Raw genomic sequence first — 19,125 nt, 5'->3', positions numbered from 1 at the left:
TGATCGACGCACAGGCAGTCGGCAGGTTCTCGATTCTGGATGACGGAATGGACCGAGGTGTGGGCGTTTGCCCATACCTTTTTTATTGAAATCTCCATCGGAGGTGGCAGGTTATTAGCAAGGAACAGCAACAAGTGAACGAGGCGATCCGGGCCCGTGAGGTTCGGCTGATTGACGCCCAAGGAACCCAGCTGGGCATCAAGCCCTTCCGGGAAGCGCTGCGTATGGCTCAGGAAGCGGATCTGGATCTCGTGAACGTCGCTCCCCAGGCGAAGCCGCCGGTTTGCAGGATCATGGACTACGGTAAGTATCGCTATGAACAGAGCAAGCGGGAGAAAGAAGCGCGTAAAAACCAGAAAACCGTCCAGATCAAAGAGGTCCGATTCAGTCCGTCCATTGAAGAGCACGATGTGCACACGAAGCTTCGCAATGTGAAAAAGTTCCTAAATAACGGGGACAAAGTGAAGCTCTCCATCCGCTTCCGCGGTCGGGAGATTACTCACCAGGACTTGGGCCGGAAGATCCTCAACCGGATGGCGCAAGAAGTGAAAGATATCGGTGACGTAGAACGCCAACCCAAGCTGGAAGGCCGTCAGATGATTATGATCCTGTCACCGAAGACTACCAACAGCTGAGGAGGAACCCCTTATGCCGAAAATGAAAACGCGCCGCGCGGCCGCTAAGCGTTTCAGCAAAACCGGCTCCGGCAAGATTAAGCGTAACCACGCGTTCATGAATCATATCTTGGAACACAAATCTCCGAAGCGCAAGCGCAAGCTGCGTAAAACCGCCTTGATGGCCAAAGGGGATGTCAAACGAACCAAGCAACTGATCGCTTATAAATAAAATACGAACGAACCGTTGAGTTTGGAGGGAATCTTTTATGGCACGTGTTAAAGGCGGGACCGTCACTCGTCGTCGTCGTAAAAAGGTACTGAAGCTGGCCCGGGGTTATTTCGGTTCCAAGCATGCACTTTTCAAAACCGCGAAACAACAAGTGATGAAGTCCCTGATGTACGCCTATCGCGACCGGCGTCAAAAAAAGCGTGACTTCCGCAAGCTGTGGATCACTCGGATCAACGCCGCTGCTCGCATGAACGGCCTCTCTTATAATAAGCTGATGTTTGGGCTGAAGCAGGCTGGTGTTGACATCAACCGTAAAATGCTGGCCGACTTGGCCATCAATGACGAAAAAGCCTTCACCGAACTGGCTAAACTGGCCAAAGACAAAGTGAACGCTTAAATAAAGGCATTCGACCCGCTCCCGATTGGAAAGCGGGTTTTTTTGTGTTCTTTTTCTGTAAAAACCTTCTATGAATACAGTTAAAAAATGCGTTAATGTATCAAAAAAAGATACTGATTAGCTGGGAACTATGTCATAATTCGGTGTAAGAACTCCCCTATTCATCGACGGGGATAAAAAGGATTTTGTACAAAGAGAGGAGGTTGTGGCATCAAGCGTTTCTATGATGACTGTTTTGAGGTAGAGGACGTTCTTTGTCTGTTTTCCGCCAAGTTGTTGCACGCTCGGTCCTCGGAAGGAGGACAAGTGTTTTTGCAGGAGTGGAAATTGAAGCGTCCCTTGCCTCCGGGGGCTGGAGAAGTATTAAAGCGGCTTCAACACGAACAACTTCCTCCTGTTCTGGATGTTTTTGAAGAGCGGGATTATGTTGTCGTGGTCCATCCGCCGCTTTCAGGGGAGCCTTTGTCTCTATTGGTTCGCCCGGGGGAAGGGATGGCCCTTGGCCATGCGCTGACTGTTTATCGGAGCCTTCTTCGTGCGGCTGTACAGTTCTCCCACCTTCCGTTGCCTTTGACTGTGACGTTAGATCCCCAAAATATCGTTCTAGAAGGAACCCGTCCCTATTTTCTTTTCTTCGGGTTCCGCCATTTCATTCTCTATCCTCCCGATGAACAGTGGCGGTTTTTGCTTTATTATTTGTTGACGGGAAAACGCATGGACCGAGAGGGGATGGATCATTCGGGAGCCCTCTCCTCGGTTCCCGGTCCCGTGAAGGATTTGCTTTTCCAAGCCTTGGATTCTGCTGCTACGATGGAACAGGTGCTTGAATCGACGGAATGGTTGCTCCAATCCGGGTGTCTCCATGAAGGAAGGAAAAAGGAAGGGCTTTTTAAAAAGTGGCGGTACGGGCTGGCGGCGACCATCGTCGTGTTTCTCGGTTTTTGGTGGGGGTGTGTCGTATCTGGTGGGCAGGGGGAATTCGATAGAGCCAAGTCCATTCAGGAGAAACAACCTCAGAAAAAGGAGTCCCCCCCCTTGGCGCGTGAACGCGGCTTTTTTGCGGAGTCGGACCCAGAATGGTGATATCCCGATGTCGCGGCCGGTGGATTGATGGAGAATGACACCGGCTGGTATCGGGAGAAGGGGAGCGAAGGACGGAGGGTTACTTTGCGTTATCTGACAAAACAATCCATCGAAGACATCGCTATCGGGGCTGCTGTCCTCGGAACCGGGGGCGGCGGAGATCCGACCCTTGGTCGTTGGATGGCTTTAGCCGCTTTAGAGGAGCATGGCCCCTGTCCCTTATTGTCCGTCGATGAAGTGGATGACGAGGCATTGGTCGTCCCATCAGGTATGATGGGTGCCCCCACGGTGTTGGCAGAAAAAATCCCCGGCGGTACCGAATTAGATTCCGCCTTCGAATTGATGGAACAAGCCCTGGGCAGACGGATTGAGGCTACCATGCCTGTGGAGGTAGGTGGGGTTAATTCCTTACTTCCATTGGTTCTGGCCTTGCGTAAAGGAATCCCGGTCATCGATGCAGATGCGATGGGTCGGGCTTTTCCCGAAGTGCATATGACCAGCTTCCACCTCGATGGGCTTCCGCCAGGACCGGCGGCTATCGCCGATGAAAAAGGGAATGGAGTCCTTCTCTACCCCAAAGATGGGACATGGTACGAACGGCTTGCCCGGGACCTGACCATTCAGATGGGTTGTTCGGTGGCTGTGCTGGATTATCCGTTGTCAGGGCAGCAGGTGAAACAAAGTGGAATCTTAAGCACCCTTTCCCTGGCGGAGCAGTGGGGAAGCCTGCTTCGTCAGGCCCGCGGCGATGGGTTGGACCCTGCTGGGGTGTTGATGGAGAAAACAGGTGCTCTCCCCTTGATCCGGGGGAAGGTGACCGATGTGGACCGAAGGACCGATGGAGGGTTTACCAAGGGGGCACTGGACCTGGAGGGGATCGAGGACTGGCGAGGAAAAAACCTCCAACTCTCCTTCCAAAATGAGTTCCTCGTTGCGAGGGCAGGAGAGGAAGTTCTGGCTTCCACCCCTGATTTGATTACGGTGCTGGACAATGAGACCGGACTCCCTATCACCACCGAGGCGATTCGCTATGGAATGCGTGTCTGGGCCCTTGCCTTCCCATGCCACCCCAAATGGAGAACAGAGAGAGGGATCGATGTGGTAGGTCCGCGCTGTTTCGGTTATGATTTCGAATTCGTACCGGCAGAGCTGCGGAGGGGGGTGCGCAAATGAGGAGTTTCCGGATTGGGGTCGATGTTGGCGGGACTCATACCGATGCCGTCCTCTTGGATGATAGACTGACATGCGTCTATCAGGTAAAGGTGCCGACCACTGAGGATGTCGATGGGGGAATCGCTGCCGCTGTCCGTCGTTTGATGCGGGAAAGCGGAGTGAAACCCGGCCGTGTTAAGGTTGCCATGCTGGGCACTACCCACTGCACCAATGCGATCGTGGAGAGAAAGCAGCTCCTCCGGGTAGGCGTGATTCGAATCGGCGCTCCGGCAACCCTGTCTGTTCCGCCGATGACGGGTTGGCCTGAGGATCTCAAGAGAGCAGTAGGAGGCCAGTCTTTCATCGTGCAGGGGGGACGGGAATTTGATGGCCGTCCAATCGTTCCCCTGGATGGGGAAGAAATCCGTGCGGTCTGTAGCCAGTTCCAGGGTGTTGATGCCGTGGCAATCACCGGTGTCTTCTCTCCTGCCATGGGCGAGGATGAAGAGAAGGCGGCCCAAATTGTCAAAGAAGAACTAGGGAGAGATTTTCCGCTCACCTTGTCTCATCAGTTGGCGGGACTGGGACTTTTGGAGAGGGAAAATGCCGCTATTTTGAATGCCTCACTCACGGGAGTGATCCAATCTGTCGTAGCAGGCTTCCGCGACGCTCTCCATGGGGAAGACATCCGGGACGCCCGCGTATTTTTCGGGCAAAACGATGGGACATTGATGACCCTGGAGAGCGCTCTTCACTATCCGATCCGTATGATCGCTTGCGGACCGACCCACTCGGTTCGGGGGGCAGCCCATCTCGCTGGTGTAACGGAGGGGCTGGTTGTGGATGTAGGGGGGACAACCACCGATATCGGTGCTCTAACGGCGGGTTTTCCCAGAGAATCAGCTTCCCCAGTGGAAATCGGGGGGATTCGGACACTCTTTCGGATGCCTGATCTTTTGTCGATCGGGATAGGAGGAGGGACTGTCTTGCATAGGGATCAAACAGCAAGTGTGCGATTGGGGCCGGACAGTGTCGGGTCCCGTTTATTCGACGAGGGCCGTTGTTTCGGCGGTCGGACATGGACGCTTACTGACGCGGCGGCTGTCGTTGGCCGGGTAAGATGGGCCCCTTCCCCACCTCCGTCGAGAGAGGAACATAAATTCTGCGAACAGGCCTACGCAAAAATGGTAGCTGCCATAGAGGAAGGAATCGATCGAATGAAAGGAAGAGCGGGTGCCGTGCCCGTTCTTTTGGTCGGTGGCGGCAGTGCTCTGCTCCCAGATCGTCTTCAAGGGGTGAACCAGGTCATTCGGCCTCCCCATCATGACGTGGCGAATGCGATTGGAGCTGCATTGGGGGAGGTGGGAGGCCAGATCGATACCATTGTCTCCATAAAAGAAGATCGACGGGATTTACTGGATGAATTGAAAGAGCAAGCCGTTGCCCTGGCCGTCCGGGAAGGGGCGGATTCGGAGAAAGTAAGAGTAGTGGAAACGGAGGAAGTCCCATTGGCTTATCTTCCAGGGCGAACCGTCAGGGTCCGTATTAAGGCAGCGGGTCCGCTGGTCAGTTAAAAGGAATATAAAAAACCGGAAATCGATCAACCGATTCCGGTTTTTTCATATCGTTTCAGCCATGGGCGTGGGTTTTGGTGGAAGAGGACGGATCATCTTCTTGTCCGTCTTCCTCTCCAGAAGTTTCTTGGTTGCTCGTTCGCAAAGGGATCTCTCTGAGCAGCAGGGTAAGGAGAAGGGCAAAGAGCATGAGGCCCATCCCGACCAAGAAAACTCCAGAAAGGGCGAAGCCCATCGACTCTCGCATCACGAGGACCAACTGGTCGAAGATTCCTGTCACAGCTTGAGGAAGCTGGCTTTTGAGTTGGGCTAATTTATCGGGAGAGAGGAGGATCTGAGGATCCTGGAACTGATCTGCTAGAGCAGAATGGTTTCCGGCAGGTATCCCCTTCGGCATCGATTCCGCCATCTTTTCCTGCATCCGGGTCAACATGATGGATCCCATCACCGATACACCAATTGTGCCTCCCATTTGGCGGAACAGCTGGGTTGCGGAGGTGGCTACCCCGAGGTATTTGTGGGAGACAGCATTTTGAACGGTCAGAGTGAAAATAGGGAAGACTGTTCCCAGGCCGAGACCAACCACAATCAGGTAGAGAGCAGCCATCCAGTTGGTGCTCTTGATATCCAGGGTGGAAAGGAGATACATTCCCGAGCCCATGATCAGCAGGCCAATGAGGGCCAGTCTTTTGTATTTACCCGTCTTCGTGGTGATTTGCCCGGTGATGGCACTAGCGGCTACCATGGCGAGGGTCATGGACATCATCACAAATCCGGTCTGGGTTGCCGGTGTCCCAATCACTCCCTGGATGAAAAAGGGCATGTACATAACAGCTCCGTACATCCCCATACCGACCAAGAAGTTGATCAGGTTGGACAGGGAAAAGACGTTGTTTTGGAACAGATGAAGGGGCATCACAGGGTTTTCTGCCCGACGTTCGGTCAGAATGAACAAGACGAAGGCGGCTAGGGATGCGATGAACAACCCGAGGATGAGGGAAGAGGTCCACGCGTAATCCCGTCCCGCCCAGGTGAAGGCCAACAGCAAAGGCACAATGGTGGCCACCAGGAAAAGGGAACCGATATAGTCAATCTTCTTTTTCACTCCCCGTGCTGTCTGAGGGAACATGCGCCAAATCAGGATAAAGGCAACAATCCCGAAGGGGAGAAAGATCCAGAAGACCCAGTGCCAGTCGAAATGATCCACGATGTAACCGCCCAAAGTAGGGCCGAGAACACTGGCAAGTCCGAACACGGCTCCCATCAGTCCCTGCCATCGGCCCCGCTCCCGGGGGGAGAAGAGATCGCCGACGGCAGTGAATGCTGTGGACATGATCATTCCTCCTCCGAAGCCCTGCACACCCCGGTAGGCGATGAGCTGGATCATCTCAGTGGCTGTGCCGCAAAGGAAGGATCCTGTCATAAAGAGGCCGAGCCCAGTCAGAATGAACACTTTCCGACCGTAGATGTCCGACAGTTTTCCGACGAGAACCGCCGTGACACTGGAAGCCAGCATAAAGACGGTGAAAACCCAATTGAAGTATTCCATCCCACCCAGTTCACTAACGATACGAGGAAGAGAAGTCCCCACAATCGTCTGGTTTAGGGCGGCGAATAACATCGAAGTCATGACCGCGATCATAATGGTCACTTTCTGCCGCATTTCCAGGTGTTCCAAATCGTTCACTCCTCTTTAGCTTATCCCTGTATTGGTGCGGCTAACTTAATGTAAAAGCTTATGGAAAAGGTGAAGCAACGTTTCCAGTTCCCCCGTAGAAAGGGAGTTGAATTCCCGCTTGAAATAAGCTTTCCGACGTTCGTCCATCTCCAAGAAAACCTGAATCCCTTCCTTGGTGATCTTCAGCTCTACCACCCGCTTGTCCATATGGGAACGTTCCCGGTCGACCCATCCTTTTTTCACCAAACGATCGGTCTGTTGGGTGACATGACTGTTGGTCACGTCGAATTCTGCTGACAGGTCGGATACCTTTTGGGGACCCTTGGAGTAGAGATGGCGTAAAAAAGCGAAGTCTCCCAGGTTCCGGCCGTCACCTAACGCCTCTTTTAGATCCCGTTTAATTTTGCGAAAAACTTCATGGAAGCCTCGCATCAGTTCGTCCTCTAATCGTATACGATCAGCCACCAAAGATCTCCTCGATTCTTCATGGTGTAATTAGTTAAGTAAATTAACCTTACGCTTACCGAATTGTACAGCCCTTATCCCCGCCTTGTCAATCAGGGGAATTGTCGGTATGACATTTTTTTAAAATGATTGAAGCATGAAAAGAGATGAAGGTTTTTGAAAAGGTGAGGATTCGACTTTCGGGAAATCTCTTTGAGTGGTGAAATCGTGAGATTCGGGCGAATTTGGTAGAAAGTTGGCGGTTGAGGAAGACAGAAACCTAATGGGTTTCCCTATCTAAAGGGGGTAGATTATCCCTTAGCGGTGAGGTCGTTCTACTATCTGTTCTCGGCCTTGTGGTTTCTTAGGAAGGATTGGCTGTATTTTTTATGAAGGGCTAGCGTGCAGGACCGCCCTCTTGTGATTAGAAATATAAAAATATATCCTGTCGTTTTATGAATTAGGGAATGGTGAAGTCTCTGGGAAACGGCGATGCCATCGGGGTAACCGCGGATTGCCCGATGAATCGGGATTCCCTCCTTTTTCCGGCGGACCAAATTGCGAAAAAAGATAAAATAAACCGTGACATGAGTGGTTTTTTACTCTACACTGAAATGAAAAATCGTAAGGGGCAAAAGGAGGAAGCAGGGTATATGACTCAATCCGATAAGGAGAAGGACTTACGCATTCGAAGCCACGTCATCAGTGAAGGGGCTAACCGTGCCCCTAACCGGGCGATGCTCCGTTCTGTCGGTTTCTCCGACGAAGATTTTCAAAAGCCGATGGTCGGGGTAGCTAGTACCTGGTCTGAGGTGACTCCCTGTAATATCCACATCCGGGAATTGGCAGAGGAAGCCAAAAAAGGAGCGAAGGAAGCCGGTGGGGCTCCCTTGATTTTTAATACCATCACCGTTTCTGACGGTATTTCCATGGGCCATGAGGGAATGCGCTTCTCCCTGCCGAGCCGGGAAGTGATTGCGGATTCCATCGAGACGGTAGTTGGAGCGGAACGGTTGGACGCTTATGTAGCCATCGGTGGATGCGACAAAAATATGCCAGGATGCATGATCGCCATCGGGCGCACCCAGGTACCGGCAGTCTTCGTTTATGGCGGGACCATTCGTCCGGGGAATCTCGATGGAGAAGACATCGATATCGTCTCCGCCTTCGAAGGAGTGGGTCAGTACAACAAAGGGAGCATCGACCGGGAAGCCCTTCATGAAATCGAATGCCATGCTTGCCCCGGAGCCGGTTCCTGCGGCGGTATGTATACGGCTAATACCATGGCCTCCGCCATCGAGGCGATGGGGATGAGTCTGCCTGGCAGCTCTTCAAACCCTGCGGAATCCAGAGAAAAGCTGGAGGATTGCCGCAAGGCGGGGGAAGCAGTGGTGAAACTGCTAAAACAAGGCATCTATCCGAAAGACATCATGACCAAAGAGGCTTTTGAAAATGCGATTACGGTGGTCATGGCCTTGGGGGGATCCACCAATGCCATTCTTCATCTCTTGGCGATGGCTCACGCCATCGATGTCGACCTGACCATGGATGATTTTGAGCGGGTGCGGCGTCGGGTGCCTCATATCGCTGATCTGAAACCTTCAGGCAAGTACGTGATGCAGGACCTGTATGAGGCAGGTGGTGTCGCGGCGGTGATGAAGGTCTTGTTAAAAGAAGGTCTGCTTCACGGTGAATGCCTTACCGTGACCGGCCGTACCGTAGCGGAAAACCTGGAGGAAGTCGAACCTCTCCGGGAAGGGCAGCAAGTGATCCGACCGTTTAATCAGCCTTTTCGTGAGACAGGCCCGCTGGTCGTCCTAAAAGGCAATCTGGCTCCTGAAGGGGCAGTGGCCAAGGTGTCCGGTCTCAAGGTAAGCCGTCTCACCGGCCCCGCACGAGTTTTTGATACCGAAGAGGCTGCGGCGGAAGCGATCCTTGCCGATCATGTGAAAGAGGGAGACGTGGTGATCATTCGCTACGAAGGCCCGAAAGGTGGGCCCGGTATGCCAGAAATGCTTTCCATCACCGGTATCCTGGTCGGTAAAGGGTTGGGAGAGAAGGTAGCTCTTTTGACCGACGGGCGATTTTCAGGTGGATCTCACGGCTTTGTCATTGGTCATATCGCACCGGAAGCCCAGGTCGGAGGACCGATTGCCTTGGTGGAGGAAGGGGACATTATCACGATCGACAGTGAAAAACGGGAACTTTCCGTCGACCTTTCTGAAGAGGAACTGGAGCGTCGCCGTGCGAACTGGAAGGAGCGCCCCCTACCTGTATCCCGAGGTGTCCTGAACAAGTACAGCCGGCTGGTTTCATCCGCTTCCCGTGGTGCGGTTACGGATTAATGTAATATTTACAGAAATCCGGTTGACAAAGGGATTGGAACGTGCCTATAATAGCACCTAAATAATTCAACAATTTCACCAAATAGTGAGCAACGAATCGCGAGCAAGTTGGGAGGGTGTCTAGGGTTCCGTCCGCATACAGCGGGGTCTGTGACCGAGTGGCACCAGCACCGGAAATGGTGTACACCGTGAGGATAAAAGCCTCTGCGGCAGGTCCCGACCCGATCGAAAGCGGACGGGTGCGGATTGCCCAGAGGCTTCTTTTGTATTCATTATTACAGAAAAGCCTAAAAAATCAATATTTTAGAAAAAGCTATGAAGAGGCCATGTGTCCTTTCCATTCCGCGCCACAGAGAGTTCCGGGTTCGCTGAGACCGGAGCCGCGAGGAAAGGGCGATCTCACCTCGGAGCTGAGCGTCGAAAGGCAACAAAGTCGCGTTGCCCAGTAGAACGTGTCCGGCTGTCGCCGTTACCGACAAGGATGCTTCGGCTCTCTTTAGGCCGAGGCACCCGCAGAGGCCGTACGCTGCGAAGCGACGGCGAACATTGGGTGGTACCGCGAAACCCTTCGCCCCAACTAACCGAGACTGACCGGGAGGAAAGTGTCGAGGAGAGGTTGAACAGGCGAAGGGTTTTTCTATATTCCACTAAGGAGGCTTGGATAAGGATGGGCCAAACAGCGGTGACGGTGGCCAAACAGACAGAAAAGACAAAACTACCGAAAAAGGAAGAGTACACTGGCTCGGAAATTCTGCTCCGGTGCTTGATCGAAGAGGGGGTGGAAGTGGCCTTCGGTTACCCTGGAGGAGCGGTGCTTCCCATATACGATTCCCTTTACCACGGGGCTCTCCGCCATCTGTTGGCCCGCCACGAGCAGGGAGCGATCCACGCTGCGGACGGATACGCCCGGGCGACAGGGAAACCGGGCGTGGTGATTGCCACCTCGGGTCCCGGTGCAACCAACTTGGTGACGGGAATCGCCAACGCCCAGATGGATTCGATTCCTCTCGTCTGCATCACCGGAAATGTACCGCAAAACCTCATCGGGACAGATGCCTTCCAAGAGGCGGACATCGTCGGGATCACCATGCCGATCACCAAACACAGCTACTTGGTGACGGATGTCAACGATCTGCCTCGGACCATCAAAGAGGCTTTCCATATCGCTTCTACAGGGCGTCCGGGGCCGGTGCTGATCGACATCCCCAAGGATGTTTCCAACAGTCGAGCAACGTATGCATATCCCGAAAGTGTGTCGATCCGAGGTTACCAGCCCAAGACAGATCCTCATCCCCTTCAGTTGTCCCGGTTGCATCAGGCGGTGGCCGAAGCGTCAAAGCCGGTCATCTTGGCTGGTGGTGGAGTGGTTACTTCAGGGGCGGAGAAGGAACTGATCGCTTTTGCCGAAAAGGCGGGGATTCCCGTTGTCACCACCCTAATGGGGCTGGGGGCCTTTCCCGGTCAGCACCCTCTATGGCTGGGAATGCCGGGGATGCATGGAACTTACGCGGCTAACCACGCCTTACTGGAAAGCGATCTGTTGATCGGAATCGGTGCCCGTTTCGACGACCGGGTGACGATGGGACGCCTCGACAAATTTGCCACCAACGCGAAGATTGTTCACATCGATATTGATCCGGCAGAGATCGGCAAGAACATGGATACCTTTATCCCCATCGTCGGCGATGTGAAGAAAGTGCTTGCGGCGGCAAACCGGGATGTGCCCAAGAGCCCCTCCGACGATTGGATCGAGCGGGTCCAGGGGTGGAGTCGGGAAATCCCCCTTCGCTTCCAGGATTCCGACGAGGTCCTAAAGCCGCAATGGGTGATCCGGCATCTTCATGAGAGCACTGGCGGCGATGCCATTGTCACCACCGATGTCGGTCAGCACCAGATGTGGGTGGCCCAGTATTTTCAGTTTGCTCGTCCCCGTTCTTTTATTACCTCTGGCGGACTTGGGACAATGGGCTTTGGCTTTCCCGCCGCTGTCGGGGCCCAAGTGGCAAAACCCGATCAAACGGTGATCAGCGTCACCGGGGACGGTGGGTTCCAGATGACCAACCAGGAGCTGGCGGTGACGGCCTTGGCCAACATCCCGGTGAAGGTGGCTATCATCAACAACCAGAACCTCGGGATGGTTCGCCAGTGGCAAGAGGTCTTTTACAAAAAGCGCTACAGTGAAGTGGATCTCTCCGGTAGCCCGGACTTTGTTAAATTGGCTGAATCCTATGGCGTTAAAGCCTGGCAAGCCAAGAACAAGGAAGAGGCGAAACGGGTCTGGCGGGAAGCTCTCGACCACCCGGGCCCTGCGGTAGTAGACTTTTGGGTCAATCCTGAGGAAAATGTTTATCCGATGGTGGCGCCGGGATCTGGGTTGGATGAAATGATCATGGGAGATGAGGACAAGTGAAACACACGTTGTCGGTGCTGGTGAATGATCAACCTCGGGTGCTGGCACGGGTGGCTGCCCTCCTCGGCCGGCGCAACTTCAACATCGAAAGCATCAGCGTCGGCGAATCTGAGGAACGGGGGCTGTCCCGGATGGTGATCGTCACCCATGGGGATGAGCGGACGATGGAACAAGTTCAGAAACAGCTCCACAAATTGGTGGACGTGATCAAAGTACAGGATCTCTCTGACCATCCGGCGGTGGAACGGGAATTGCTCCTGGTCAAAGTGGAGGCCGGTCCCGCCGCGCGGATAGAGATCAGCGGAATCCTTGAGCCCTTCCGGGCTTCGGTGGTGGATGTCGGCTCCCACAGTCTGATGGTTCAGGCAACGGGGGAGCGCTCCAAGCTGGATGCCCTTCTGGACCTGCTTCGCCCTTATGGAATCAAGGAACTGGCACGTACCGGAGTGACGGCCCTGTCGAGGAGCGTCTCTCGGGTCGGCGTCTGATCAACCGTGTCTGTTGATTTGCACAAAGAATCAAAAACCAAAACCAATGAACGATATGGGAGGAATTATTCATGGCGAATGTCTATTACGCAAAAGATGCAGATCGTAAACAACTGGAAGGCAAAACGGTTGCCATCGTCGGCTACGGTAGCCAGGGGCACGCACAAGCGCAAAACCTGAGGGACAGCGGAGTGAACGTCATCATCGGTCTCCGCCGGGGGAAATCCTGGGAACAAGCTGAAAAAGACGGGTTTACCGTATATGAAGTACAGGAAGCGGTGAAACAGGCCGACCTGGTAAACCTGCTGATGCCCGACGAAACGATGGCCAAGGTCTATCAGTCTCAGGTAGCTCCCAACTTGAAGTCCGGCTCTGCCCTCTTCTTTTCTCACGGGTTTAACATTCATTTTGAACAGATCGTTCCGCCGAAAGATGTAGATGTGGCCCTGATCGCTCCCAAAGGCCCAGGTCATCTGGTGCGCCGCGTGTATGAGGAAGGGTTCGGTGTTCCCGGCCTGATTGCCGTTCACCAAGATGCCAGCGGCAAAGCGAAAGAGATCGGCCTCGCCTATGCGGAAGGAATCGGCGCTACCCGGGCCGGTGTCATCGAGACCACCTTCAAGGAAGAGACCGAGACGGACCTCTTCGGAGAGCAGGCTGTTCTATGCGGCGGAGTGAGCGAGCTGGTGAAAAACGGTTTTGAAACGCTGACTGAAGCGGGCTACCAGCCGGAGATTGCCTACTTTGAATGCCTCCATGAGCTGAAGCTGATCGTCGATCTCATGTATGAAGGCGGCCTGGCAGGTATGCGCTACTCCATCAGCGATACGGCAGAATTCGGTGACTACACGAGCGGTAAACGGGTAGTGGGAGAGGCTTCTCGGGAAGCGATGAAGGCCGTTTTGAAAGACATCCAGGACGGGACCTTCGCAAACAAGTGGATCCGGGAAAATGATGAAGGCAAAAAGGAATTCAACCGGATTCGTGAAGAGGAAAAAGACCATCCCCTGGAAAAGACCGGCGCCAAATTGCGCAGTACCATGGCTTGGATTACCGAGGATGGGAAAGCGGCTATCAAACAATAAGTAGACGATAAAGGAAAGGGAGGGTGCGGCATCATGCGATCTGTCCAGTTTTTTGACACGACGCTGCGGGATGGGGAACAGTCCCCGGGGGTTAACCTGAGCGCAGAACAAAAGGTGGCGATTGCCCTTCAATTGGAGAAACTGGGCATCCATGTTATCGAGGCGGGTTTTGCCGCTTCCTCCCAGGGTGATCTCCAGGCGGTGAAACAGGTGGGGGAAGCCGTCAAGGAGCCGATTGTGGTCAGCCTCGCCCGGGCGGTAGAAAAGGATATCGAAGCGGCCTGGGAAGCATTGAAAGGCGCGGAAACCCCCGGGCTGCACATTTTCCTAGCCACCTCCCCCATTCACCGGGAATACAAGTTGAATATGACCCAGGACCAGGTTCTGGAGCGGGCGGAAGCTGCTGTCCGATACGCTAAAAAATATTTTCCTCATGTTGAGTTCTCCACCGAAGACGGGGGGCGGACGGAGAAAGATTTCCTGTGCCGGGTGGCAGAGCGGGTCATCGACGCCGGAGTGGATGTCCTCAATATTCCGGACACGGTTGGCTTTCTCAGCCCCCAAGAGTACGGGGATATCTTTCGATACCTGAAAGCGCACGTCCGAGGAATCGAAAAGGTGAAACTGTCCGCTCACTGTCATGACGACTTGGGATTGGCCACAGCCAACACGCTCGCCGCCATTGAAGCCGGAGTGGAGCAAGTGGAAGGAACGATCAACGGAATCGGGGAACGCGCCGGCAACGCTGCCCTGGAAGAGATTGCTATGGCTCTTGCGACGAGGGAATCCCATTATCAGGTGGGAACGGGCCTTCATCTGAAGGAAATTGCCCGAACCAGTCGCCTCGTTTCCAAAATGACTGGTATGTTCGTTCCGGGCAATAAAGCGGTTGTCGGTGCCAATGCTTTCGCCCACGAGTCGGGGATCCACCAGGACGGCATGTTGAAAAATGCGGCCACCTATGAAATCATGCGCCCGGAAACCGTCGGTCAGACCGACACCCGCCTCGTCTTGGGCAAGCACTCTGGACGTCATGCTTTCCGCGACAAGTTGTCAAGCTTGGGTTATAGCTTCAACGACCAGCAGATCAATCAGCTTTTTGTCCGATTTAAAGAGATGACGGATCGGAAAAAGACGATCGAGGACGAAGATCTGGTTTCCCTAGTGGAAGAACGAATTGGGGAAACGGAAGAAGAGGTTTTTACCTTCGAGGCGATCCAACTCGCTTACGGAAACCATTCCGTTCCTACTGCTTCCCTGCGCCTGTACGATAATCGCAACAAGCGATTGCTGGAAGAAGCGGCCTGTGGAAGCGGCTCTGTCGATGCGATCTTCAAGGCGGTGGATCGGGTGACAGGGGAAGACTGGGCACTCACCGATTACAAAATTGTCTCTGTCACCCATGGCAAGGATGCGCTTGGAGAAGTCTATGTCAAACTGCAGGATGGCGATGGGAGGACGGTTCAGGGCCGGGGGGTTTCCACGGATGTGCTGGAAGCGAGCGCCCGTGCCTACGTCCATGCCGTCAACCGGCTCGTCAGCCGCAGGGAACGGAATCGAGAAGCCACCGCCGGTGTCCCTGTCGGATCCTGACCATCAATCGAAGGAGGGAAGGTCCATGCCTAAACAAAAACGAATCGCTGTTCTGCCCGGTGACGGGATCGGTCCTGAGATTGTGGAAGAAGGGGCCAAGGTGGCTAAAGCCGCCGGGGAACAATTTGGCTATACGCTCCAATTTGATTTCGGTCTTGTCGGAGGTGGAGCCATTGAGCGGCTAAAACAGCCTCTCCCGCAGGAAACCCTCACCCTGTGCCGTGAATCGGATGCTGTCCTACTTGGGGCGGTGGGTGGACCCCGTTGGGATCGCAACCCCCCGGAATTGCGGCCTGAAAAAGCCCTCCTCGGTCTGCGTAAGCAGCTGGACCTCTTCGCCAACTTGCGTCCGGCCACGCTGTTCCCGGGGCTGGCAAAGAGTTCCGCTCTGAAACCGGAGGTACTGGATGGTGTCGATCTGCTGGTTGTCCGTGAATTGACCAGTGGTATCTATTTCGGTAAACAATTTACCGAGCAGACAGAGCGTGGAGCCAAGGCGACCGATACCCTGGTTTACGAAGAGCATGAAATCGAACGAATCGTTCGCCGCGCTTTCGAAATCGCCAAAGGGCGCCGGAAAAAACTCACCTCCGTTGACAAGGCCAACATCCTGGAAAGCTCTCGTCTATGGCGGAAAGTCGTGGACCGGGTGGCCGAAGAATATCCCGATGTGCAGGTGGAACACATGTTGGTGGACAACTGTGCCATGCAGATTATCCGCCGTCCAACCGACTTCGACGTGATCGTCACAGAGAATATGTTCGGAGATATTTTGAGCGATGAAGCAGCCATTCTGACCGGTTCCATCGGCATGTTGCCATCAGCCAGCCTTGGCGGGGGGGATCGAGGGCTCTATGAACCGGTCCACGGCTCCGCCCCGGATATCGCCGGGCAAGGGGTAGCCAATCCGATCGCTACGATCCTCTCTGTCGCCATGATGTTCCGCCACTCCTTCCAGGATGACGAGGCGGCGAAGGCGATTGAAGGAGCTGTCACCGATGTCTTCGCCTCAGGAGCGCGGACGATGGACGTGGTTTCGGCAGGTGAGCTGGCCCTATCCACAGAGGAGCTGGGCGACAAAGTTGTGGAAGCCCTGAAACGCTACCATCGGGACCCGAAGGTTCCGGTAGAAGCCATGACGTAATTCCCAGAGAATATCCTATACGTAATACATCGATGATCCCGCGGACAGGCAAACCAACCTTTTCCGCGGTTTTTTTTCCATAACCCCGTGGAGCGCCGAGATTTCTTCGATCTCCCCCGCGTAAGAATTAGATGAAAAAAGAGGTTTTAAAAGCTGTAATAGACGGAATATTTGAATTGATAAACCCAAGTGTCCGGATGAAAAAACAATGAAAGGGACGATGCGTGATGCCTGTTAACCAAGGTTGGCTCGCCCACCTCCATGCCTTGAATGCCTTGGAGGCCCTGTACCATGAATATTGGGGGCTGGATTTGGCGGAAAAGGTGCAAAGAGAACTGAAACAAAGTGTCGACCTCCTTGCCACTCATCTGCAAAAGGTAGCTTGTCCTTGCGGTGATACGCAAAAAGATGTGAACTTTTATCGTTCCCTGTTGGAGCATGCGGAAGAGGCGGTGAAAGAATCTAATCTCTTTCCCCTCCCGCTGATTCAGGAAGCCCTGGAAACTTATTTTACGCGAAAAACAGCTGATCATCGGTGCATCTGGCGCCTCCTTCGCAGGGAGCATGACTGGGTGAAGGGAATGGAGACGGGTTGAGGGAGGTGGAAGGAACCTCCTTTTTTTTGTGAGAACCAGAAAGAGAGATCGGTTGGATATGTAAATTCCTCCGGTTTCATGAAAGAAAGCGTATTCAGTAGTAGAATGAATTTTGTATAATGGTCCTGAAGCCTACACCAAGTGGAAAGGCGGGAAGGGTCATGATGAATGTACCGCTGTTGATTTCCCCGATGTTGGAGAGGGCGGAGCGCATATTCCCGAAGAAGGAAGTGATTTCTTGTTCGCCTGCCGGCCTTCATCGGCAGACGTATGCCGAAACCGGAAAACGGGCGCGGCAGCTGGCCGATGCTCTAGGGAAACTGGGGGTAAAAAAGGGGGACCGAGTCGGCACCTTGGCCTGGAACGATCACCGGCACCTGGAAGCGTATTTTGCCGTGCCGGGGATGGGAGCGGTTCTCCATACGATCAATCTCCGACTATCTCCGGAACATCTCACTTATGTGATCAATCATGCTGAAGACCGAGTCCTTCTTGTAGATGCAAGCCTCCTTCCTATCGTGGAAGCGGTCGCTAGCCAACTAAAGACGGTACAAGCCTTTATTGTGATGACGAACAGTGGGGACCTTCCCGACACCTCCCTGAATCCCGTGATCTTTTATGAAGAGTTGCTGGAAGAAGGGGATCCGGCTTACGTTTTTCCCAAGGATCTGGATGAGAATGATCCGGCGGGGATGTGTTATACTTCAGCGACCACGGGTATGCCCAAGGGGGTCGTCTATACCCACCGCAGCGTTTTCCTGCATAGTCTCAGTCTGGGTTTGGCAGATACGATGGGATTGTCGGAGGCGGATGTCTGTCTTTCGGTGGTGCCTATGTTCCATGTGAACGCATGGGGTCTTCCCTTTGCCGCCACCTGGTTTGGCACGACCCAGGTTCTTCCGGGGCCGATGTTAAAACCGGATGTCCTGGCGGAACTGATCCAGTCAGAGAGGGTGACGGTCACCGGCGGGGTGCCGACGATTTGGATCGCCCTTTTAAAAGAGCTGGAAAGGAAAAGCTATGACCTCTCCAGTCTCCGATTGCTTCTCTTTGGCGGTGCGCCGGCTCCTGCCAGCATGTTACGGGCCTTTGAGGAGAAATATGGGGTTCCGGTCCTTCAGGGCTACGGTATGACGGAAACCAGCCCTTTGGTCACCGTCTCCCGGCTAAAGAGCTACCAGCAGGATCTTCCTCTGGAAGAGCGGTTGACTATGAAGGCGAAACAAGGGTTGGCTGTTCCTGGATTGGAAGTGAAGGCCGTTGGTCCTGGGGGAGAAATTGCCTGGGACGGAAAAGAGATGGGAGAGCTCCTCATCCGTGGCCCCTGGATTGCCGACAGTTACTATAAGGATGATCGATCCCAAGAAGCTTTCCAAGACGGATGGCTCCACACGGGGGATGTAGTCACCATCGACCCCGAAGGAATGGTGAAAATCGCTGACCGGACGAAAGACTTGATCAAGAGCGGAGGCGAATGGATCAGCTCCGTCGACCTGGAAAACGCCTTGATGGCCCATGAAGCCGTCTATGAGGCAGCCGTGGTAGCCGTCCCCCACGAGAAGTGGCAGGAGCGGCCTGTCGCCTGTGTGGTGCTGAAAGATGGGTTCAAAGGTCAGGTGTCCAAAGAGGAAATCCTCGACTTCCTCCGTCCTCAGGTGGCCAAATGGTGGCTCCCCGACGAGATCGTCTTCATGGACGAGCTCCCCAAAACCTCCGTGGGGAAATTCCTCAAACGCGCACTCCGAGAACAGTTGCAAGAACGGTTTTCACCTGACAGGTTGACCTAACGGAAAGTAAGGGAAATTGAAAGGTTCTCCGTTTCCAATAAGGTGATAGTAACTATGATGGTCGTGCTGATAAGACGGCGGGCCAAGTTGTGATTTTAGGCTTTGTCGCCTAGCGTGATGGTAAAATACCATGGGCACTTCTGTTGGTTGCAGGATAAGTCTTACTGTGGGTGACGGGTTGATAAGCTACCCAAAGGCAATTCGATGGGCGTTGAGGATGGTCCAAAATAGATATAAACTGAGGATTTAAATGACTCGAAAACTCACCGCGCCTGTAAGAAGTGCTTGGTGTTTTTCAGCCGTATGGTGTCTCAAACACTTAAATGGTTGTGTCACAAAATATGTAACAATAGCATTTTGCCACTATACTATCCTTTGCCCCTTTTGGTACTATTAACGAAGAGGGGTATTTTTTGGGTTTTGAGTTTGGTTGCATGAGGGTTTAAACCTTGTTTTCAACGTACCTCTCAAACGACTTCCAGAATTTCTTTCCTTGGCGACAC

General features: G+C 53.8%; 16 protein-coding genes and 1 other annotated feature (1 of these 17 cut by a window edge). Of the genes, 14 read left to right on the top strand and 2 right to left on the bottom strand.

Annotated features, from left to right (window positions below; all coding sequences use genetic code 11):
* Positions 1 to 89: a sequence feature (ribosomal protein L20 leader region), on the top strand (it extends 30 nt beyond the left edge of the window).
* Between the two features lie 24 nt (positions 90 to 113).
* The 6 genes from infC to ACFOUO_RS02745 all read left to right on the top strand — a co-directional run bounded on the left by infC (position 114) and on the right by ACFOUO_RS02745 (position 5,052).
* Positions 114 to 635, top strand: coding sequence for a translation initiation factor IF-3 (gene infC / locus ACFOUO_RS02770; RefSeq protein ID WP_380703221.1), 522 nt, complete (start codon positions 114 to 116; stop codon positions 633 to 635).
* Positions 636 to 648: 13 nt separating this feature from the next.
* Positions 649 to 846: a 50S ribosomal protein L35 gene (gene rpmI, locus ACFOUO_RS02765; protein ID WP_380701927.1), complete on the top strand. Its 198-nt coding sequence runs from the start codon at positions 649 to 651 to the stop codon at positions 844 to 846.
* Positions 847 to 883: 37 nt separating this feature from the next.
* Complete coding sequence (rplT, locus tag ACFOUO_RS02760) at positions 884 to 1,243, top strand: 50S ribosomal protein L20 (RefSeq protein WP_380701925.1); 360 nt, start codon at positions 884 to 886, stop codon at positions 1,241 to 1,243.
* Between the two features lie 312 nt (positions 1,244 to 1,555).
* The gene (locus ACFOUO_RS02755) at positions 1,556 to 2,326 is read left to right on the top strand and encodes a hypothetical protein (protein ID WP_380701923.1); all 771 of its coding nucleotides are present in this window, start codon (positions 1,556 to 1,558) and stop codon (positions 2,324 to 2,326) included.
* 84 nt (positions 2,327 to 2,410) lie between these two features.
* The gene (locus tag ACFOUO_RS02750; protein WP_380701921.1) at positions 2,411 to 3,499 is read left to right on the top strand and encodes a DUF917 domain-containing protein; all 1,089 of its coding nucleotides are present in this window, start codon (positions 2,411 to 2,413) and stop codon (positions 3,497 to 3,499) included.
* Positions 3,496 to 5,052 (top strand): hydantoinase/oxoprolinase N-terminal domain-containing protein, encoded by a 1,557-nt coding sequence (locus ACFOUO_RS02745; RefSeq protein WP_380701919.1) that lies wholly within the window; start codon positions 3,496 to 3,498, stop codon positions 5,050 to 5,052. Before ACFOUO_RS02750 ends, ACFOUO_RS02745 begins: the two co-directional genes overlap by 4 nt.
* 55 nt (positions 5,053 to 5,107) lie before the next feature.
* Here ACFOUO_RS02745 and ACFOUO_RS02740 read toward each other — a convergent pair whose 3' ends face one another.
* Complete coding sequence (locus tag ACFOUO_RS02740; protein WP_380701917.1) at positions 5,108 to 6,739, bottom strand: MDR family MFS transporter; 1,632 nt, start codon at positions 6,737 to 6,739, stop codon at positions 5,108 to 5,110.
* A gap of 36 nt (positions 6,740 to 6,775) precedes the next feature.
* Positions 6,776 to 7,195 (bottom strand): MarR family winged helix-turn-helix transcriptional regulator, encoded by a 420-nt coding sequence (locus ACFOUO_RS02735; protein ID WP_380701915.1) that lies wholly within the window; start codon positions 7,193 to 7,195, stop codon positions 6,776 to 6,778.
* Between the two features lie 632 nt (positions 7,196 to 7,827).
* On the opposite strand from ACFOUO_RS02735, the gene ilvD reads away from it, so the two are divergent.
* The 8 genes from ilvD (at position 7,828) to ACFOUO_RS02695 (ending at position 18,622) form a co-directional block, all read left to right on the top strand.
* Positions 7,828 to 9,519 (top strand): dihydroxy-acid dehydratase, encoded by a 1,692-nt coding sequence (gene ilvD / locus ACFOUO_RS02730; RefSeq protein WP_380701913.1) that lies wholly within the window; start codon positions 7,828 to 7,830, stop codon positions 9,517 to 9,519.
* Between the two features lie 667 nt (positions 9,520 to 10,186).
* Entirely contained in the window at positions 10,187 to 11,929 is a 1,743-nt protein-coding gene (gene ilvB, locus ACFOUO_RS02725) for a biosynthetic-type acetolactate synthase large subunit (protein ID WP_380701911.1), read from the top strand.
* Positions 11,926 to 12,417: an acetolactate synthase small subunit gene (gene ilvN / locus ACFOUO_RS02720; RefSeq protein WP_380701909.1), complete on the top strand. Its 492-nt coding sequence runs from the start codon at positions 11,926 to 11,928 to the stop codon at positions 12,415 to 12,417. Before ilvB ends, ilvN begins: the two co-directional genes overlap by 4 nt.
* 71 nt (positions 12,418 to 12,488) lie before the next feature.
* On the top strand, positions 12,489 to 13,502 hold the full coding sequence (gene ilvC / locus ACFOUO_RS02715) for a ketol-acid reductoisomerase (RefSeq protein WP_380701907.1): 1,014 nt from the start codon (positions 12,489 to 12,491) through the stop codon (positions 13,500 to 13,502).
* Between the two features lie 33 nt (positions 13,503 to 13,535).
* Positions 13,536 to 15,095 (top strand): 2-isopropylmalate synthase, encoded by a 1,560-nt coding sequence (locus ACFOUO_RS02710; protein WP_380701905.1) that lies wholly within the window; start codon positions 13,536 to 13,538, stop codon positions 15,093 to 15,095.
* A gap of 25 nt (positions 15,096 to 15,120) precedes the next feature.
* A complete protein-coding gene (gene leuB, locus ACFOUO_RS02705; protein ID WP_380701903.1) occupies positions 15,121 to 16,239 on the top strand; it encodes a 3-isopropylmalate dehydrogenase in 1,119 nt (372 codons plus the stop codon).
* A gap of 227 nt (positions 16,240 to 16,466) precedes the next feature.
* Positions 16,467 to 16,835 (top strand): hypothetical protein, encoded by a 369-nt coding sequence (locus ACFOUO_RS02700; RefSeq protein WP_380701901.1) that lies wholly within the window; start codon positions 16,467 to 16,469, stop codon positions 16,833 to 16,835.
* A gap of 161 nt (positions 16,836 to 16,996) precedes the next feature.
* Entirely contained in the window at positions 16,997 to 18,622 is a 1,626-nt protein-coding gene (locus ACFOUO_RS02695; RefSeq protein ID WP_380701899.1) for a long-chain fatty acid--CoA ligase, read from the top strand.
* Positions 18,623 to 19,125 lie beyond the last annotated feature (503 nt).

Source organism: Salinithrix halophila (genome assembly GCF_042650125.1).
GTDB lineage: Bacteria > Bacillota > Bacilli > Thermoactinomycetales > DSM-45169 > Salinithrix > Salinithrix halophila.
Note: the sequence above shows the minus strand (reverse complement) of the source record. Positions and strands in the feature narration are given on the sequence as shown.